The organism is Bacteroides zoogleoformans (genome assembly GCF_002998435.1).
In the GTDB taxonomy this organism is placed as follows: Bacteria; Bacteroidota; Bacteroidia; order Bacteroidales; family Bacteroidaceae; genus Bacteroides; species Bacteroides zoogleoformans.
Genome location: NZ_CP027231.1, coordinates 1,820,728 through 1,836,636, shown reverse-complemented (window position 1 = coordinate 1,836,636; position 15,909 = coordinate 1,820,728). Strand labels below are relative to the sequence as shown.

Below are 15,909 nucleotides of genomic sequence, written 5' to 3'. Positions count from 1 at the left end.
AGCTTCAAAATCCCCCACATTGTTTGTCTGTTTCAAGAGAAAGCTCTACTTTTGCCGTTGATTTCAACAAAGGGGTGCCCTAAAATGACGGGCTGAGATCATACCCATTGACCTGATCCGGGTAGTGCCGGCGGAGGGAAAAAGAAGAGAAGTTCCCCTTTTCTGTATAAACGTAAACGAAATTATTGCAAATGAAGAGACATGCGATGGCAGTCTGCCTGTTCACGGTAGCGCTGAACGTCTGCGCACAGACTCACGAGAAGGACAGTCTGCGCGTAGTGAACCTGCAAGAAGTGGAAATCATCTCCACACGTGCCACAAGCAATACACCGATAGCTTTCACCAATATCGGAAAAGAACAACTGAAGAAACAGAACTTCGGACAAGATCTGCCCTATCTGCTCGGCATGACACCCTCTGCCATCACCACCAGCGATGCCGGAGCGGGAATCGGATATACCACGTTGCGGGTACGCGGCACGGACGGGACACGCATCAACGTCACCGCCAACGGAGTGCCCGTCAATGATGCGGAGAGCCACAACGTCTTCTGGGTGAATATGCCGGACTTTGCATCCTCGGTCAAAGACATGCAGGTGCAACGCGGTGCAGGTACATCGACCAACGGTGCCGGGGCTTTCGGTGCCAGCATCAATATGCAGACGGGCGACTTCTCACTGGCACCATATGCCGAATTCAGCGGTTCGTACGGCTCGTTCAATACCCACAAAGCAACCGTAAAAGCCGGAACGGGACTGATTGACGGGCATTGGTCGTTCGACGTACGTCTCTCCAACATCGGCACAGACGGTTACATAGACAGGGCTTCCGTGTCTTTGAACTCTTATTACCTGCAAGGAGGATATTATACCGACAACAGCTCCATCAAGCTGATTACATTTGCCGGTAAGGAGCGTACCTATCACGCCTGGAACTATGCCGGCAAGGCAGTCATGAAGACCTTTGGGCGCCGCTTCAATTCGTGCGGATACATGTATATCGAAGACAAAAACGGCAACGTACACCGGCCCGACATAGCCTATGACGACAACCTGCCCGAGGCTGCCGCATTGCTGAAACAGGGCGGAAGATTCCATTTCTACGACGACCAGACCGATAACTACACGCAGAAACACTACCAGTTGCTGTTCAACCATAACTTCACTTCACGATGGAATCTGAACGTCGGCCTGCACTACACCAAAGGCGACGGCTATTATCAGGAATACAAAGGCAGACGTACACTCTCTGAATATGGCTTGGCGCCTTTTACGCACAATGGGGAAATCATGAAAAAAAGCGACCTTGTACGCAAAAAGGCAATGGACAATCGGTTTGGAGGCGGCATCTTCTCCGTCAGCTACAAAGCCGACCGCCTGTATGCTTCATTAGGCGGCGGTCTGAACCGATACGACGGCGACCATTTCGGCAAAGTGCTTTGGGTGAAGAACTACATCGGAGCGTTGAACCCTAACAGCGACTACTACCGTAACAATGCCGCGAAGAACGACGGCAACATCTATCTGAAAGCAAATTACGAGCTCTTGGATGGACTCAGTGCCTACCTCGACCTTCAATACCGTCACATCGGCTATAAGATAGACGGGGTGAACGACAAATACGATTGGACAGCCGCTAATCCCGGCATGCAGAAGCTGAATATCAATGAAAAGTTCGACTTCTTCAATCCCAAGGCGGGCCTTTCTTGGCAGATAGACCGAAACAGCCGCTTGTACGGTTCGTTCAGCGTGGCCCATAAAGAGCCTACACGCAACAACTATACCGACGGATACTTCAACAACCACCCTAAAGCCGAACGTCTGTTCGACTACGAACTGGGATACACCTTTGCCAACTCATGGTTGCACGCAGGCGTCAACCTCTATTGCATGGACTACAAAGACCAGTTGGTGCTGACCGGAGAGTTGAACGAAATAGGCGAGGCGATGGCAAACAATGTTCCGGACAGTTATCGCATGGGCATCGAACTGATGGCAGGCATCAAACTGAATGGTGGTTTCCGGTGGGATGTCAATGCTACACTGAGCAAAAACCGCATAAAGAACTTTACCGAGACATTATTCAAAGACGAGAAGGTGGGCACCGAAGCATGGGTCATCAAGCATGGCGACACGCCTATAGCTTTTTCTCCAGGGCTTCTTCTGAACAACCGCTTCGGCTATACACACAAAGGTTTTGAGGTTTCCTTGCTGTCGCAATACGTAGGCAAGCAATACATGAGTAACGCCAAGCAGGAAGATTGCACGTTAGATGCTTATTTTGTCAGCAATCTGCATCTTTCCTACACGTTCAAGCTGCCTAAGGTGAAATCCATTACCGTGGGCTGCACCGTCTATAACCTCTTCAATGAAGAGTACGAGAACAACGGCTATGCCGGCAGCGGCTACAGCCTTGATAAACAGAACAACAAGGTGCGTTACAACTATGCAGGCTATGCCGCACAGGCCGGCACCAACATTCTGGGGCATATTTCAATAGGTTTCTGATGGAGCAGACGCTCGAAATCGCAGGTACCCTTGTCGGGCTGCTCTATCTGTGGTTAGAGTATCGGGCAAGCATCTATCTATGGATAGCAGGCATCATCATGCCTGCCATCTACCTCTTTGTCTACTACGAAGCCGGACTGTATGCCGACTTCGGCATCAACATCTACTACTTGGGAGCTGCCGTTTACGGCTGGACAATGTGGAAATACGGTGCTTTCTTGCGGCGTAAAATTCTACGGCAGAACGTTCTGCCATCAAAAGGTAGTGGTAAAGAAGAGAATGGAGTGGACAGAAAAAAACAGGAACTGCACATAGCCCATATGCCTAAGCATTACTTGCTGCCGCTCGCCATCGTCTTCGCCGTTACTCTTGTCGGCATTGCATGGATATTGATAGACTTCACCGACAGCAATGTTCCTTGGTTAGACTCCTTCACTACCGCACTAAGCATCATCGGCATGTGGATGCTGGCACGCAAATATGTGGAGCAATGGTGGGCGTGGATTGGCGTAGATGTCGTCAGCGCCTGCCTGTATATCTATAAAGGGCTTGATTTTACAGCCGGACTCTATGCGCTTTACGCCATTATAGCTGTCTTCGGGTACTTCAAATGGAAGAGAATGATGAGTGAAACGAGAAATTGAAAAGTTCCTATGTTTAAAATCGGAAGTGACGGATAACAGAAGATAGCCCTAAAAAAGCTATACCATTATAGTTAACTTTGTAAGTGAAAAAAACAATATTAACTCATAACGATATAGCTTATGAAACGTGTACAAAGTAACACATTAGATTTTAGTGGACAAAATATTTACGTAGGAATTGATGTCCACCTGAAGAGTTGGTCGGTAGCAATCTTATCGGAACATTCAGTACTGAGAAGATTCAGACAAGATCCGGAGCCGGAAGCGTTGCATAAATATTTGGTAAGCAATTATCCGGGTGCCGATTACTTCTCAGTTTATGAAGCCGGTTTCTGTGGCTTCTGGATACACGAGAAGTTGACGGATTTAGGTATCAACAATATAGTGGTCAATCCTGCGGATGTTCCGACGATGAGCAAGGAGAAATTACGTAAGACCGATGCGGTGGATTGCAACAAGCTCGCCCGTGAGTTACGTTCAGGTTCGTTAGAAGGGATATATGTTCCGGGAACTGACATCCTGGAAATGCGCTCTTTGATAAGGCTGAGAAACCTGATAGTAAAAGACAGCACACGTGCCAAGAACCGTATCAAATCATTGCTTCGTTTCCATGGAGTGGAAATACCGGAAGAATTTACCCGGAGTTCAATCGGGTGCTGGTCGAAGCGTTTTCTGAATTGGCTGCACTGCCTTGAACTCTCAACGGAGTATGGAAAGAAAACACTGGAGCTTCACCTTGAGCAGTTCATCCGCTTGAGGAAGATGCTGCTGCAGGAAACACGTGCCATCCGTGAAATATCCCGGAAAGCACCATTCGACAAACCGATACGCCTGCTGACATCCGTTCCGGGTATAGGTGTTACAACCGCCGCTACCCTGATGGTCGAGATTGACGATATTGTCCGTTTCAGCAATGCGGACCATTTAGCCTCTTTCATTGGATTGGTTCCCATGTGTCATTCCAGTGGTGATAATGATAATGTGGGTGACATTACACCCCGTCGGCATTTCATGCTCCGGTGTCTGTTGGTGGAAGCCGCATGGGTTGCCATCCGGAAAGACCCGGCCATGACAATGGCTTATACGGAATACCGGAAACGGATGAATCCGCAAAAGGCTATTGTGAAAATTGCCAGACGGTTAGTGAACAGAGTCTATTTTGTACTTAAACATGAAAAGGAATATGTGCCATGTGTTATCAAATGATATAGAATCCTATAAGGTAAAACAACTTTCTTTTGAGAGAAATACTACATATCTTTTGCGGCTTTGAAGTCCGCTCAAAAAAGTCTGTAACTCTCATTACATGGTTTGACTGATAAAGGAACTTGCGGCTCACTTCGTTGATGTCCGCTGTGGAAAGTTTGTTTTACCATAGGATTTTGGCTCAGGTTTTCTTAGCCATATCAGACAGTATCAGTAATACAAAAAGAGAGGCGTGTAACCGCCTCCACAAGTAGCATTACTGCGTGCCGTCAGGATGCTTATCGCTGGTAGGTTGCTCCTCAGCAGAGCCTACTTCCTCTTAACATCCTGATACAAAGATATAATACAAAAGTTAATTATTAATGAATTATCCAACTTTGTTTGGATTTTAAATGGAAAGAAGATATGGAAAGTATGGAAACTTGGAAAGCGGAAGCGGTGGTTCTGGCAAACGGAGAATATCCTACAAACCGTCTGCCGTTGGAGGTATTGAGCCACGCCTCCTATGTGGCGTGCTGTGACGGGGGGGCCGACGAATATATCCGCAGAGGAAACCTGCCTGACGCGATTATAGGCGATGGAGACTCGCTAAGCAAGGAGAATCGGCTGCGTTGCGCACAACTTCTGCACCGCATCAGCGACCAAGAGACTAACGACCAGACCAAAGCCGTCCACTTTCTACTGGCACAAGGCAAACAGCGCATAGCCATTGTCGGCGCCACCGGAAAACGTGAAGACCACACATTGGGAAATATCAGCCTGCTTATTGATTATATGCGTGCAGGAGCCGATGTACGCACCTATACCGACTACTGTGTCATCATCCCTTGCCGGGATGGCCAAACCTTTCCATGCCGGCCGCAACAGCAAGTATCCATCATCAACTTCACAGCCTGCGGGCTGCACGCCGAAGGATTGGTCTATCCCCTCAGCGACTTCACCAATTGGTGGCAAGGTACACTCAACGAGTGCATCGGTACCGAGTTCTCCATTGAAGCGAAAGGGGAGTATTTAGTGATTATCAATCATTAGTCCGGGATTTCTTTGGGAAGTACTCTTACGGTCGGAGGCATGCCCAAACAGTATCAACATTGTACCAACTCCGTATCTTTACTATACGGAGGAGAAACGGAGTTGGTACGGAGCAGCTGTCACAGCCTGTTTTTCGGATTGCCGCGTTATTCCGTAGGTTGCGGCTTATCTATCAGCTGCACTTTCCCTCCGGCCTTCAGTTCTACATTCAAAGTCGCCTTTTGGGTCAACGGTGTCCATAACATTTGCCGGCACTCATTTTTCTGTAATGTGCAGTATGAGTTATGACTGCCGCTCAGGTATTCCGTGTCGATGCAAAAGGATTCCGTATTTACTGCCCAGTTTCCTATTGCATCTAAGTTGAGATATATATTCTCTGCTGAGCCACTTTTAAAATGCCAGTTATTCCCACTTTGAATATGGAGGGAGCGAAAATGGCTTTTCTCTATTACGATCGGGCCATAACTGCGGCTGAAAGAAAGACTCAGGCTGTCGCACTCAAAGCCTCTGAACGTGGTCTTCTGATCGTATGTGTTGGATACAATATGCTGTACGCCGGAGGGAACAGACAATGTCATGCCGGTTTGGGAATTCACGCTCAGCCAATGTCTGTCGGCGAATTTTTTGTCCAGCTTTTCCGGGGGAAAGGCAAACGATACAGTCACTGTATCTTCGACGGATGTTATGGAAACAAAGGGCTTTAAGTCGGCGGCGAAAGAGATGCTGCCCGAAGCTGACGAGTGGGCAGGAGATATCTCTAAAGGGATTCCGGCGAAAGATGCTTCCTTGATTTTTACGTCGTCATTCATGGTGTGATTCTTCCTCGGCACAAAAATCTTCAATACTTTGCATTCCGGAAGTGGAAAGGTTTTGGGTGCTTCAGTGAAATATAGCTCATAATCGTCTCTGCTCAGTCCATACTTTGATATGTAGAATATCGTGCCACTCATCAGCAACAGCCCGCCAAGCAGCACTCCCAATATGATATAACTTGTTCGTTTCATTATCTGTCTTTATTTATTTTGTTTCTTACTATATGCCCGGTACATGGCTGTGAGTTCTTTCTCGGTCACACCAAGCATGTGTATTTGTTTGAAGAAGTAGTCCGCTTCTTCTTTCAGGAAAGATTCTTTTCGCAAGGAATGAATCAGCCCGCGCGCACCGGTTGCCACGAAGTAGCCGATACCCCGCTTGATGTAGATGATGCCTTGCGTCTGCAAGTAGTCGTACGAGCGCATCACGGTATTGGCATTGACTTCTACCACAGCCGCATACTCACGCACCGAGGGAATGCGCTCTTCCTCCCGATACTGTCCGAGAATCACCTCGTCGCAGATGCGGTCTGCTATTTGCAGGTAGATGGCTTTACTTTCTTTGAAATTCATACTTTATCACCAACGGTTAATGATTTCTGATTCTTTGAAACGGAAATAGGCAAGCACCCAGTTGAAGAGGGCGGCAAGCGAACATAGGATGGTTCCCCAAAAGGAGACTTGGTCTTCCGTGAGGAAATTGTCACTCACATAATTATCGGGGAAGAACGCTTTTGCCAATCCTGTACCAATCAGCAAGTAGACTATGACGATGACAACTCCGGCGGCAAATGTTTTGAGGAAAGCATTCTTGGGCCAGATGGAGCTGCCCAGCACGAAGCAGGACTGCAGGAGAAAATAAAAGCTGATGCCCCAAACAAAAAGGTTGCAATCCTTAAAAGCCGTCCAATGCTCTGCCGGACCTACGAGATAGGTTGAAAGCGGTACGGAGGCTATTTGGCTCACTTCGGGGTATTTGGCCGTAAAATACAGTACGCGGGTCCAGTCTGCCAGTTTGTAGGATAGCAGGAACGTGATCAAGAAGCCGAAGGTAAAAACCAGCCAGCGTGAGAAGAATTTCTCGAACATCGTGGCAGGTGTCATCAGCGTGGCGGTACGGCCGGTCTTCGTCTTCATTCGTTCCATGATGAACGATGCGCTCAGGCAGCCCATGAGGACAATACTCCAAATAAATGTTACTATATCAAAAGTCCATGCCGGGTCTTCGGCCATTCCTTCCCAATTGCAATCGGTATATTCAAGATATCCGTTCCATATAAAGATTATCGCCGTTATGCCGTACATCAGCACCATGCGCAGCACATTGGCTCTCCAGTTTTCCACCATTTCCTTGCGGCACAGGCTCACAAAGCGGGGCATACTAAAAAAGGTATCACGTATCATCATTCTTGTTTGTTAGAGTTAGAGTGAAACATATCCGCTATTTTCCCGGGAGAGGAGAGCACCGCCCCAAACAGCAGCTCGAGATTTATCTCCGATTCTTCACCGTCTGCATTGGGCAGCATCAGGTAGTTGCCTTGCACGGAAGGCAGTGCATACAGTGCTTTCTGCGCCAATTCCCGATTGTCACTTTCTACAAAGAGGAGCTTGCGGCAAATATCGGTCGTGGAGGCGTCGAGCATCACATGCCTGTTGTCCATGATGAGCACATGGTCCAGAATCTTGTCGATATCCCTTACTTGGTGGGTGGAAACGACAATCGTCTTGTCATCCGACATGCCGGAAGCTATGAGTTTGCGGAATTGGCTCTTGCCGGGAATGTCGAGCCCATTGGTGGGTTCGTCCATCAGTAGCAACGAAGTGTTGGTGGCTAAAGCAAAGCTCATGAACACTTTTTTCTTCTGCCCCATGGAGAGTGCGCCCAAGTTGATGTCCTGCTCCATCTCGAAATAGTGCAGGTACTTCACCATATTTTCTTTGCTGAAACGCGGATAGAACGGGCTGTTCAGCTCCACGTAGCTGACAAGGGAAATGGCCGGAAGCTCGAACTCTTCAGGCACCAGAAACATGTCCTGTAACGTAATGGGCAACCGACGACGTACATCGACATCGTGATACATCACTTTCCCGTGCTTGGGAGTGAGCAAACCGCTCATCAGATAGAGCAAAGTGGACTTGCCGGCTCCATTCTTGCCCAATAGTCCATAAACCTTGCCTTTCTCCAATGAGAGGGAGAAATCGTCCAGCACCTCTTTCTTGCCTTGACGATAACTGAATGAAATGTTTTCTACTTGTAGCATATACTTAGATGAATTAGAGTTTTGGTGTATTAGTAAAATAGTACACCGCAAAAGTATATATTCTTTTCGAAACAGCAAATTTTTAATTGGATTTTTTTATAACTTGAGTTCGGGATAAGAAAAGCGCTTATTAAACTTCTCTTTTCCTGCACACCGATATGTTTTACCCTATACTAAAAAGGATTGAATTCTATTATATGAAACTATTTCTGAAAATTATTTTAGTTGGGTCGATACTCACAAGGAATATGATAAAATAAATTGTTCAACCATTTAAGAAATAGAAGTATAAAGTGACGAAAGAACAATATGAATTTGCATTGGCAAGAGTAGAGGAACTCCTGCTTGTGGTTGATGACAATACTCCGGCAAACGATAAGAATGCGGTAGAACTCACTGTTATGTCCGACATTGTGATAGCTTACGAAAAAGAACATTATCCGATAGAAAAACCAACTGTTGCAGAACTGATAGAATTATCTCTTGAAGAAAAAGGAATGAGCCAGAAGCAACTGGCTACCGAGATAGGAATAAGCCCTTCACGGGTAAATGATTACATCGCCGGACGTTCAGAACCAACTTTAAAGATAGCCCGCTTGCTTTGCCGAGTATTGAATATACCACCTGCCGCCATGTTGGGCTTTTGAGAGGGTGTATAATTCTATAAGTTGTGACAGGATTGACTTGTGTCCATTATTTCGGCACCTATACGTCGAAAGTGTATAGTGAAATCAGGAAAAGTCACTCCACATCTATAGAAACGGACTTGATACGGAGCATATACTTCTTCTTGATCTTCCTCAAACATGTAATTCCTTTTGGTTCTCTGTTTCTGCCGGACGTATGCTGAACTCGCATCCGCAATACTGCTGGTTGTAGAAGTCATATTCTTTCAGAAGTTGGTTCCGTCGGTCTTGCAATCCGCCTTTCCGCCAATTCTGTTCCCAGAAGAAGGTGCCGGGATGGCGGGCGGCGGCACGGCGTCCTGCCTCGAAGATTTGCTCCAGACTTTTCCACCGCGAGGAGGCAAGGGTGGTGGTGAATACAGAGAAGCCATGCTCCGAAGCATAGCGGGCGGTTTCCGTCAGCCGCAGGGTGAAGCACTTCAAACAACGACCGCCGCGTTCCGGTTCATTCTCCAGTCCTTGCATGGTGTGCAACCAGTGCGCATGGTCATAGTCGGAATCGACGAAGTCGAGGTTCAGGGAGGTCACGAAACGTATCGCCTCGCTCTTTCTTATCTCGTATTCCTCCTGCGGATAGATATTGGGATTACAGTAGAACACGGTGGGGCGGATACCGTTTTCCAGCATGCACTCGATGATGGCGGAAGAGCAAGGGGCGCAACATGAGTGCAGCAGCACCCGATTGTCTCCGTTAGGCGTTTGAATTTTCAACATGATACTTCCGGTTTTACTGTTTTTTTACGACTTCTTTAGGCTAATGAAACCTTATTGTTTGGGTTGCATAATGTGCTTGACGGACGATAAGATTATGGGGCTAAGCTTTATCAATAGCTCCTTCAACGATATTTTTTGTAACAACATCGTTGAAGTGTTGTTTTGCCCAGTCGATGAGGACCATCATTACGGGCATCAGCGAGCGTCCGGTGTCGGTAAGGGAATATTCAACCTTGGGTGGGACAACGGGATAGACTTCTCTGTGAATAAGATTGCTCTGTTCAAGGTGTCTCAACGTTGCCGAAAGCATCTTCTGAGAACAGTCGGTCATGTGACTTCGCAGTTCGTTGAACCGCAGAATACCCCTTTCGCTTTTGTAGAGTGAATAAAGGACGAGCAAAGACCACTTGTCGCCGAACTTACCGATGACCTGCCTGATGGGACAAGCCAGATATTCTGCTTTTACATCTGCCATGTTACTTGATTTTATCTGACGAAAGTAACCAAAAGAGACTGTAACTCCAAAAATGTGATGACAAAAATGAGGCAATAATGTTAAGTTGAGTTAATGTCAAACTTGTGTGTCCTGCATATATACACAATTCTTACTTTTCGGTAACCATGAAACGAAAAAGTGCCTTCTTGCAGGGGTGCCTTTTTCGATGTAATTTTGCAACATCAAAACTAATAATAATCTTAAAAGAAAGGAAACAAGTTATGGCAAATGTAGTTTTAATCGGTGCAACGGGGTTTGTAGGTTCGGCTGTTCTGAACGAGTTGGTGGAACGCGGTCACAAAGTGACGGCTGTGGTTCGTGACATAGATAAACTTCCCAAGCACGCTTCGATCACTGCTGTTAGAGAAGATGTAGGCAATGTAGACGCCATTGCCGAGATTGCAAAGGGCAAGGATGCCGTTATTTCGGCCTACAATCCCGGTTGGATGAATCCTGATATCAAGGTACTCATCGAGACCAACTATCCAAAGATTCTTCAAGCTGTCAAGAAGAGTGGAGTAGATCGTCTGCTCATCGTAGGAGGCGCAGGAACGCTCTTCGTGAAACCGGGATTGCGTGTTGTCGACTCGGGTGCTATCCCCGCAGAGATTATGGATGGTGTACGCCCGCTCGGCAATTTCTATCTTGACACGCTGATGAACGAGAACGATATCGACTGGGTCTTTTTCTCTCCGGCAGGCACTTTCGACGAGAAAGGCGAAAAGACCGGCAAGTTCCGTTTGGGAAAGGATGATTTGATTGTTGATGAAAACGGCAATAGCCACATCTCTGTTCAAGACTATGCGATGGCCATGGTAAACGAACTTGAGAAACCCGCTCATCACAAAACACGCTTCACCATCGGATATTGAAGTAGTTTCTTCCGCCTGCTTCGGCTCTCTCTATCTTGAAAGAAAGGAGGCGAGGAAGGCGGAAGAGAAGGAATCTTGAGATTTTTCACTTCGAATCGGAAAGAGCCTACTTCCCGTTACATGGCAAAGACATTGAATCCTCCGTCTACCACGGCAACGGTTCCGGTGACGAAGCTCGAAGCGTCGCTGATGAGGTATTGGATGGTTCCGCACAGCTCTTCGGCACGACCCATGCGCCCGAAAGGAGTTTGCCGGATGACGTCTTGTCCGCGTTGTGTGTAGCTTCCGTCAGGGTTGGTCAGCAAGGAGCGGTTCTGTTCCGTCAGGAAGAATCCCGGCGCAATGGCATTTACGCGTATTCCTTCACCAAACTTCTTTGCTACCTCGGTGGCCATGAAAGCGGTGAAGTTACTGATACCTGCTTTGGCGGCTGCATATCCGGCCACGCGTGTCATGGGACGGAAAGCCGCCATGCTGGAGAAGTTGACGATGACGCCTTGTTTCTGTTCCGTCATCGGTTTGAGGAATACCTGCGTGGGTAGCACGGTTCCCGTCAGGTTCAGGTCGAACACTCTTTGGAATTCTTCGACCTTTAAGTCGAAGAAAGTTCCCGTGGGGGCTATGGTGGCTCCGGGCATGTTGCCGCCTGCAGCATTCAACAAGGTATCCACCCGCCCGTATGCTTTCAGTATGTCGGCCAGATTTTGTTCCAGCAGCTCTCGGTTCATCACGTCGGTAATCAGGAACATGGCCTCTCCGCCGGCAGTTTTTATTTCGTCAACGATGGCGTTTCCTGTTTCTGCCTTGCGTCCTAAGATTACTACTTTGGCTCCTTCTTCGGCCAGATGGGCGGCGATGGCACGTCCCAACACTCCGGTTCCTCCGGTAATGACCACTACTTTGTCTTTGATGTTGAATAAGTTCTTCATGATTTTGCTATTAAAAGTAATTTTTGTCTGCCTGCAAAATTAAGTATTAATCTCATTGATGCGCTGAAAGCCGATTAAATATATTTTGGTTCTGTCACTTGTTCAAAGTGATGAAAGCGGGTTTCACGGTCTGTTGTCCGGTGTAGCTTTGTTGCAGTACGAGCAGACTTTCAGGTCCCATGTTGAAGAGTAGATCGATGATACTTAGGTTAGGCAAAAATCCGAGCCGCTCTTGAAAGACTTGATAGTAAGGGTGTGAAAAGAACTCTGTGTCTTCTTGCGCGAGGTGTTTCTTGGGATGGATACGTTCGCGGAAATCTGCCTCATCGGGGGTGAGTTCAGTCCGGTATTCGGCAGTGCGCTGCATATCGGGTTGCATGTCTATCAGTGAACAAACAAGGAGGCAAAGCTCTTCGTTGAAATCAGCGAGGAACTCGTATCTCTTTTCGAAGAAAGGGTGGAAGTCGTCTTTGTAGTACTCAAAAAAAGGAGTGTGGTTATAGGCAGACGATATGGCATTCCAATGCAGATGCCTCCAGTTACCATGGTCGGAGATGCGTATGTCGCGCATGATACATTTCGGGCTGTCCGGTTTCACGATGGGAACGGAAAGGGTTAGCTCACCATCCGGAGCCGCGATGGTACAACGGTTGCGATAGGTTTGCTTCATGTAATGGTCGCACTGTTCGATGAGTGCTTTGTCGTATGCCAGCAGTTTGGTGTAATATTGCACCGGAGCCAGATAGGCGGATGAAAGAAGTACTGTTCGCATTTTCTTGTTACTTGTTTGACGATTTAGTATCTGTTTTTCTCCTATACGATTTGCTGGTTGTCCGGAACTTGGACACAACAATGCCATGCTCAACAGGAGTTTTGGGGGGGTGCAGATGATACAGGTTCTTCATTGAAATAAGTTATCTTATCTGTAACGCTGACGCAAAGTTAGGGAAAAAGGAATGTTTATAGGTATGGCCTCGGCAAAAAAAGCAGAATGTCTTGTGAGAAAAGCTCCTTTCAAGTGTGAGCTTAAGCTTGCTCTCGTATGATCTCAGGCTTCCATAAGCATAAAGAATTGCGGTATCGGGTATCACAAGAAAAGAAGAAATCACCTCTGTCTTTTCAGATTGTGTGAGAAAAGGCATTGAGTCTTCACAGAGACTATTTGCACTTCTTAGTGGAACTTATCGTGTTTTCTGTGGCAATAAAAATAAAACAAAACTTATTGCCGTTTATGGAAAATTGCGGATATTTGCGAACTATAACCTAATTACTAACCAAATTCAGGTATAATGATCGAATCCATTCAAGAGCTTTTGAAGAAAGAAGCGCAAGCCGTATTGAACATCCCTGTGACGGACGCGTACGAACGAGCCGTGGAGCTTATCGTCGAACAAGTGCATCGCAAAAAAGGAAAACTGGTGACTTCGGGTATGGGCAAGGCAGGACAGATAGCCATGAACATAGCTACTACCTTTTGCTCCACCGGCATCCCTTCCGTTTTTCTGCATCCCAGTGAAGCACAACACGGTGACCTCGGCATCTTGCAAGAAAACGATCTGTTGTTGCTCATATCCAACTCGGGAAAGACTCGCGAGATTGTAGAGCTGACACAGTTGGCACATAATCTGAACCCGACATTGAAATTCATTGTAATTACCGGTAACCTCAACAGTCCGTTGGCAAACGAATCTGACGTATGCCTCGGTACGGGAAGTCCCAAAGAGGTCTGTTCCTTGGGCATGACTCCCACCACTTCTACTACGGCAATGACCGTCATAGGAGATATTCTGGTGGTGCAGACCATGAAAAAGACGGGATTTACCATCGAAGATTATTCCAAACGCCATCATGGCGGCTATCTCGGAGAAAAATCAAGATCGCTATGCGTAAAGTAATAGGTATCGGAGAAACCATACTGGACATCATTTTCCGCAACGAACAGCCCACAGCGGCTGTGCCCGGTGGTTCGGTGTTCAACGGCATCGTCTCGCTGAGACGCGTAGGAGTTCCCGTCTGCTTTATCAGTGAAACCGGAAATGACCATGTGGGCAACATGATTCTCGGGTTCATGCGCGAGAACAAAATCTCCACGGAGCATGTCAATGTTTTTCCTGACGGAAAGTCGCCTGTATCACTTGCTTTCTTGAACGACCGTAGTGATGCAGAATACATCTTTTACAAAGACTACCCCAAGCAACGTCTGGACATCGTATATCCCGAAATAGAGGAAGACGATATTGTTATCATTGGTTCGTATTATGCCTTGAATCCGGTGTTACGCGATAAAGTGGCGGAATTGCTGGATAGGGCACACAGGGGAAAGGCGATTGTGTATTACGACCCCAATTTCCGTTCATCGCACAAAGAAGAAGCCATCAAGCTGACCCCTACCATCATCGAGAATCTGGAATATGCCGACATCGTGCGCGGTTCGCAGGAAGATTTCTTTTACATGTACAACCGGCGTGAAGCCGACGAAATCTATAAGGAAAAAATCAAGTTCTATTGCTCCAACTTTCTATGCACGGCAGGAGCAGAGCAGATATCGTTGCGCACCGGCAGCATCTCCAAGGAATATTCCATTCCGCCGTTGGAAGCAGTCAGCACCGTCGGTGCGGGAGACAATTTCAATGCCGGTATCATCTACGGGTTGCTGAAGTACGGGGTGCGACATAGAGACTTGAATAACATGAGTGAAACTACTTGGGACAGAATCATCGGGTGCGGCATAGAGTTTGCGGCGGAGGTTTGCAAGAGTTTCTGTAACTCTGTGTCAAGAGAGTTCGCCGAAGCGCATAAATACTGATAGGTTTCTTATATGATAAAAAATAAGGGCGTCTTAATAAGACGCCCTTATTTTTTATCATACATCTGTGTTATTTTTCGATTCCCAACAATTCTACTTCAAAAACCAGAGTAGAGAACGGCTTGATTTGGCCGCCGGTTTCTCTTGAACCGTATGCAAGGTCGTAAGGGATGTAAAGTTCCCATTTTGAGCCTACCGGCATCATTGTGAGGGCTTCGGTCCATCCTTTGATTACTTGATTGGCAAGGAAAGTGGCAGGTTCGTTGCGCTTGTAAGAGCTGTCGAACTCTGTTCCGTCAATCAGCGTACCTTTGTAGTTCACTTTCACTTTGCTGGTGTCGGCCGGGATAGCGCCGTTACCTTTGGTGATGATTTTGTATTGCAGACCGCTCGGAGTGGTTACCACGCCTTCTTTGTCCTTGTTTTCTGCAAGGAATTTCTCACCGGCAGCTTTGTTGTCGGCATACTTCTCGGCAGTAGCTTTTTCTTTGATGGCTTCCATTTGAGTGTTCATATACTCTTGTGCCTTTGCCATATCCATGGCGCCACCCTTGCCTATAACGCCGGCAACGAAGCCTGCCAACAAGTTTTCGCGGCTGATGGTCTTCGTAGAGTCTCCTCCGAATATTTGTTGGTTGAAACCATCTACCCATTGTTTGCTCACCATCTGGCCTACCTGCAGACCTGCCATGTAAGCTGCATCTTTCTTGTCGATTTTGCCGGCTCCTTCGTTAAAACCTTTCAGGAAGTCTGCCATCTGAGTAGAGTCAATACCTTGTTGTGCCAGATATTGATCCAGGCCTTCCGTACGTGCCATACCGATGGCATAAGATAATGAGTCGAGATCCGTTTTTAAATTAGCTTTCGGACTTTGTGCTGTGCAAGAAGCCAACCCTGCGGCTACTGCAAGAGCCATGAGAAATGATACTTTTTTCATTTTGCTT

General features: G+C 47.2%; 17 protein-coding genes. 8 read left to right on the top strand and 9 right to left on the bottom strand.

Translation table 11 applies throughout. The features are described 5' to 3' along the window. Positions 1 to 191 precede the first annotated feature (191 nt). The 4 genes from C4H11_RS07690 to C4H11_RS07675 all read left to right on the top strand — a co-directional run bounded on the left by C4H11_RS07690 (position 192) and on the right by C4H11_RS07675 (position 5,389). On the top strand, positions 192 to 2,507 hold the full coding sequence (locus C4H11_RS07690; protein ID WP_106041135.1) for a TonB-dependent receptor: 2,316 nt from the start codon (positions 192 to 194) through the stop codon (positions 2,505 to 2,507). Continuing rightward, positions 2,507 to 3,151 (top strand): nicotinamide riboside transporter PnuC, encoded by a 645-nt coding sequence (gene pnuC, locus C4H11_RS07685; protein ID WP_106041134.1) that lies wholly within the window; start codon positions 2,507 to 2,509, stop codon positions 3,149 to 3,151. Before C4H11_RS07690 ends, pnuC begins: the two co-directional genes overlap by 1 nt. A gap of 120 nt (positions 3,152 to 3,271) precedes the next feature. Further along, positions 3,272 to 4,357: an IS110 family RNA-guided transposase gene (locus C4H11_RS07680; protein ID WP_106041133.1), complete on the top strand. Its 1,086-nt coding sequence runs from the start codon at positions 3,272 to 3,274 to the stop codon at positions 4,355 to 4,357. 405 nt (positions 4,358 to 4,762) lie between these two features. Beyond that, entirely contained in the window at positions 4,763 to 5,389 is a 627-nt protein-coding gene (locus C4H11_RS07675; RefSeq protein WP_106043230.1) for a thiamine diphosphokinase, read from the top strand. A 146-nt stretch (positions 5,390 to 5,535) separates the two neighbouring features. Here C4H11_RS07675 and C4H11_RS07670 read toward each other — a convergent pair whose 3' ends face one another. Genes C4H11_RS07670 through C4H11_RS07655 form a run of 4 tightly spaced genes read right to left on the bottom strand, consistent with a single transcriptional unit; the run spans position 5,536 to position 8,462 of the window. After that, positions 5,536 to 6,393 (bottom strand): hypothetical protein, encoded by an 858-nt coding sequence (locus C4H11_RS07670; RefSeq protein WP_106041132.1) that lies wholly within the window; start codon positions 6,391 to 6,393, stop codon positions 5,536 to 5,538. 9 nt (positions 6,394 to 6,402) lie between these two features. Continuing rightward, positions 6,403 to 6,774: a GntR family transcriptional regulator gene (locus C4H11_RS07665; protein ID WP_106041131.1), complete on the bottom strand. Its 372-nt coding sequence runs from the start codon at positions 6,772 to 6,774 to the stop codon at positions 6,403 to 6,405. Between the two features lie 6 nt (positions 6,775 to 6,780). After that, positions 6,781 to 7,605 (bottom strand): hypothetical protein, encoded by an 825-nt coding sequence (locus C4H11_RS07660; RefSeq protein WP_106043228.1) that lies wholly within the window; start codon positions 7,603 to 7,605, stop codon positions 6,781 to 6,783. After that, complete coding sequence (locus C4H11_RS07655; protein WP_106041130.1) at positions 7,605 to 8,462, bottom strand: ABC transporter ATP-binding protein; 858 nt, start codon at positions 8,460 to 8,462, stop codon at positions 7,605 to 7,607. Before C4H11_RS07655 ends, C4H11_RS07660 begins: the two co-directional genes overlap by 1 nt. A 293-nt stretch (positions 8,463 to 8,755) precedes the next feature. Between C4H11_RS07655 and C4H11_RS07650 the strand changes: the two genes are divergently transcribed. After that, the gene (locus tag C4H11_RS07650; RefSeq protein WP_106041129.1) at positions 8,756 to 9,109 is read left to right on the top strand and encodes a helix-turn-helix domain-containing protein; all 354 of its coding nucleotides are present in this window, start codon (positions 8,756 to 8,758) and stop codon (positions 9,107 to 9,109) included. A 153-nt stretch (positions 9,110 to 9,262) separates the two neighbouring features. On the opposite strand, the gene C4H11_RS07645 is transcribed toward C4H11_RS07650, so the two are convergent. Both C4H11_RS07645 and C4H11_RS07640 read right to left on the bottom strand, forming a co-directional pair. Continuing rightward, entirely contained in the window at positions 9,263 to 9,862 is a 600-nt protein-coding gene (locus tag C4H11_RS07645) for an epoxyqueuosine reductase QueH (protein WP_106041128.1), read from the bottom strand. 100 nt (positions 9,863 to 9,962) lie between these two features. Further along, complete coding sequence (locus tag C4H11_RS07640; RefSeq protein ID WP_106041127.1) at positions 9,963 to 10,337, bottom strand: winged helix-turn-helix transcriptional regulator; 375 nt, start codon at positions 10,335 to 10,337, stop codon at positions 9,963 to 9,965. Between the two features lie 242 nt (positions 10,338 to 10,579). Here C4H11_RS07640 and C4H11_RS07635 point away from each other — a divergent pair, with 242 nt between their 5' ends. Then, a complete protein-coding gene (locus C4H11_RS07635) occupies positions 10,580 to 11,230 on the top strand; it encodes an NAD(P)-dependent oxidoreductase (protein ID WP_106041126.1) in 651 nt (216 codons plus the stop codon). Between the two features lie 116 nt (positions 11,231 to 11,346). Here the strand turns inward: C4H11_RS07635 and C4H11_RS07630 are convergent, their stop codons facing one another. Both C4H11_RS07630 and C4H11_RS07625 read right to left on the bottom strand, forming a co-directional pair. Then, positions 11,347 to 12,159, bottom strand: a complete 813-nt coding sequence (locus tag C4H11_RS07630) for an SDR family oxidoreductase (RefSeq protein WP_106041125.1) — start codon at positions 12,157 to 12,159, stop codon at positions 11,347 to 11,349. Positions 12,160 to 12,253: 94 nt separating this feature from the next. Beyond that, the gene (locus C4H11_RS07625) at positions 12,254 to 12,931 is read right to left on the bottom strand and encodes a WbqC family protein (RefSeq protein ID WP_106041124.1); all 678 of its coding nucleotides are present in this window, start codon (positions 12,929 to 12,931) and stop codon (positions 12,254 to 12,256) included. A gap of 517 nt (positions 12,932 to 13,448) precedes the next feature. Here C4H11_RS07625 and C4H11_RS07620 point away from each other — a divergent pair. Both C4H11_RS07620 and C4H11_RS07615 read left to right on the top strand, forming a co-directional pair. Continuing rightward, positions 13,449 to 14,054 carry an SIS domain-containing protein gene (locus C4H11_RS07620; RefSeq protein ID WP_106041123.1) on the top strand — a complete coding sequence of 202 codons (606 nt, stop codon included), beginning with the start codon at positions 13,449 to 13,451 and terminating at the stop codon, positions 14,052 to 14,054. Then, on the top strand, positions 14,042 to 14,965 hold the full coding sequence (locus C4H11_RS07615; protein WP_106041122.1) for a carbohydrate kinase family protein: 924 nt from the start codon (positions 14,042 to 14,044) through the stop codon (positions 14,963 to 14,965). Before C4H11_RS07620 ends, C4H11_RS07615 begins: the two co-directional genes overlap by 13 nt. A gap of 70 nt (positions 14,966 to 15,035) precedes the next feature. On the opposite strand, the gene C4H11_RS07610 is transcribed toward C4H11_RS07615, so the two are convergent. After that, the gene (locus C4H11_RS07610; RefSeq protein WP_106041121.1) at positions 15,036 to 15,902 is read right to left on the bottom strand and encodes an FKBP-type peptidyl-prolyl cis-trans isomerase; all 867 of its coding nucleotides are present in this window, start codon (positions 15,900 to 15,902) and stop codon (positions 15,036 to 15,038) included. Positions 15,903 to 15,909: the final 7 nt, after the last annotated feature.

Bases quoted from the DNA above. Each gene is read 5' to 3' on its own strand.
- C4H11_RS07665 (WP_106041131.1), bottom strand. From the start codon at position 6,774: ATGAATTTCAAAGAAAGTAAAGCCATCTACCTGCAAATAGCAGACCGC.
- C4H11_RS07670 (WP_106041132.1), bottom strand. From the start codon at position 6,393: ATGAAACGAACAAGTTATATCATATTGGGAGTGCTGCTTGGCGGGCTG.
- pnuC (WP_106041134.1), top strand. From the start codon at position 2,507: ATGGAGCAGACGCTCGAAATCGCAGGTACCCTTGTCGGGCTGCTCTAT.
- C4H11_RS07610 (WP_106041121.1), bottom strand. From the start codon at position 15,902: ATGAAAAAAGTATCATTTCTCATGGCTCTTGCAGTAGCCGCAGGGTTG.
- C4H11_RS07690 (WP_106041135.1), top strand. From the start codon at position 192: ATGAAGAGACATGCGATGGCAGTCTGCCTGTTCACGGTAGCGCTGAAC.
- C4H11_RS07630 (WP_106041125.1), bottom strand. From the start codon at position 12,159: ATGAAGAACTTATTCAACATCAAAGACAAAGTAGTGGTCATTACCGGA.
- C4H11_RS07680 (WP_106041133.1), top strand. From the start codon at position 3,272: ATGAAACGTGTACAAAGTAACACATTAGATTTTAGTGGACAAAATATT.
- C4H11_RS07645 (WP_106041128.1), bottom strand. From the start codon at position 9,862: ATGTTGAAAATTCAAACGCCTAACGGAGACAATCGGGTGCTGCTGCAC.
- C4H11_RS07655 (WP_106041130.1), bottom strand. From the start codon at position 8,462: ATGCTACAAGTAGAAAACATTTCATTCAGTTATCGTCAAGGCAAGAAA.
- C4H11_RS07620 (WP_106041123.1), top strand. From the start codon at position 13,449: ATGATCGAATCCATTCAAGAGCTTTTGAAGAAAGAAGCGCAAGCCGTA.
- C4H11_RS07615 (WP_106041122.1), top strand. From the start codon at position 14,042: ATGCGTAAAGTAATAGGTATCGGAGAAACCATACTGGACATCATTTTC.
- C4H11_RS07635 (WP_106041126.1), top strand. From the start codon at position 10,580: ATGGCAAATGTAGTTTTAATCGGTGCAACGGGGTTTGTAGGTTCGGCT.
- C4H11_RS07640 (WP_106041127.1), bottom strand. From the start codon at position 10,337: ATGGCAGATGTAAAAGCAGAATATCTGGCTTGTCCCATCAGGCAGGTC.
- C4H11_RS07675 (WP_106043230.1), top strand. From the start codon at position 4,763: ATGGAAAGTATGGAAACTTGGAAAGCGGAAGCGGTGGTTCTGGCAAAC.
- C4H11_RS07660 (WP_106043228.1), bottom strand. From the start codon at position 7,605: ATGATACGTGATACCTTTTTTAGTATGCCCCGCTTTGTGAGCCTGTGC.
- C4H11_RS07625 (WP_106041124.1), bottom strand. From the start codon at position 12,931: ATGCGAACAGTACTTCTTTCATCCGCCTATCTGGCTCCGGTGCAATAT.